We start from the raw sequence: 552 nt of genomic DNA, 5'->3' as shown, positions 1-552 counted from the left end.
TCCGCCACCGCGCGCCAGCCGAGAAGGGCGAGCGCCTCGGCGCCGGCGATGGAGCGGAAGGCGCGGCGGGTGCCGAACAGCATGGCCGGCCGGAAGTCCGCCACCAGCAGCGCCGCCCGCTCCCGCTCGTCCCGGAAGGTGCGGGCGTGCAGCTCGCCGGTGCGGGCGGTGGCGTGGCGGTCGATGTGGCGGATGTCGTCGCCGTCGGTCCAGGGCCGCACGTCGTCGATCTCGCTGCCGCGTCCGCGACGGCGGGTGACGACGCCCCCCGGCCGCGCCGCAAGCCGCCGTGGACCGGAGGCGCCGCGCCGTCCGACCATGTGCTTCAGTCCGAGCAGCGCGCCCGCGTCGAGGTCGACGCCCGGAACCGGTTCCCTCTCCATGCCGCGGCGGTCCGTCAGAGCGGCCGCACGGCGTCGAGCAGCATGGGCACGAGATCGCGCGCGGCGCGGCCGTCCGCTGCGGCGCGCCAGGTCAGCACCAGCCGGTGCGCCAGCGCGTCGGCGGCGAGCTCCGCCACGTCGTCGGGGATGGCGTGGTCGCGCCCCTCCA

At 77.7% G+C, this 552-nt stretch carries 1 protein-coding gene and 1 pseudogene; both read right to left on the bottom strand.

Annotation, left to right across the window (positions count from 1 at the left end; translation table 11 throughout):
• Positions 1-320: DUF58 domain-containing protein (locus tag ACFQ4O_RS18225; protein ID WP_378777854.1), on the bottom strand; the 320-nt coding region annotated here is incomplete at its 3' end.
• A 77-nt stretch (positions 321-397) separates the two neighbouring features.
• Positions 398-552: pseudogene (locus tag ACFQ4O_RS18220) on the bottom strand (AAA family ATPase); the annotation flags it as partial.

The organism is Methylopila musalis (assembly GCF_042679725.1).
GTDB classification, from domain to species: domain Bacteria; phylum Pseudomonadota; class Alphaproteobacteria; order Rhizobiales; family Methylopilaceae; genus Methylopila; species Methylopila musalis.
Note: the sequence above shows the minus strand (reverse complement) of the source record. Positions and strands in the feature narration are given on the sequence as shown.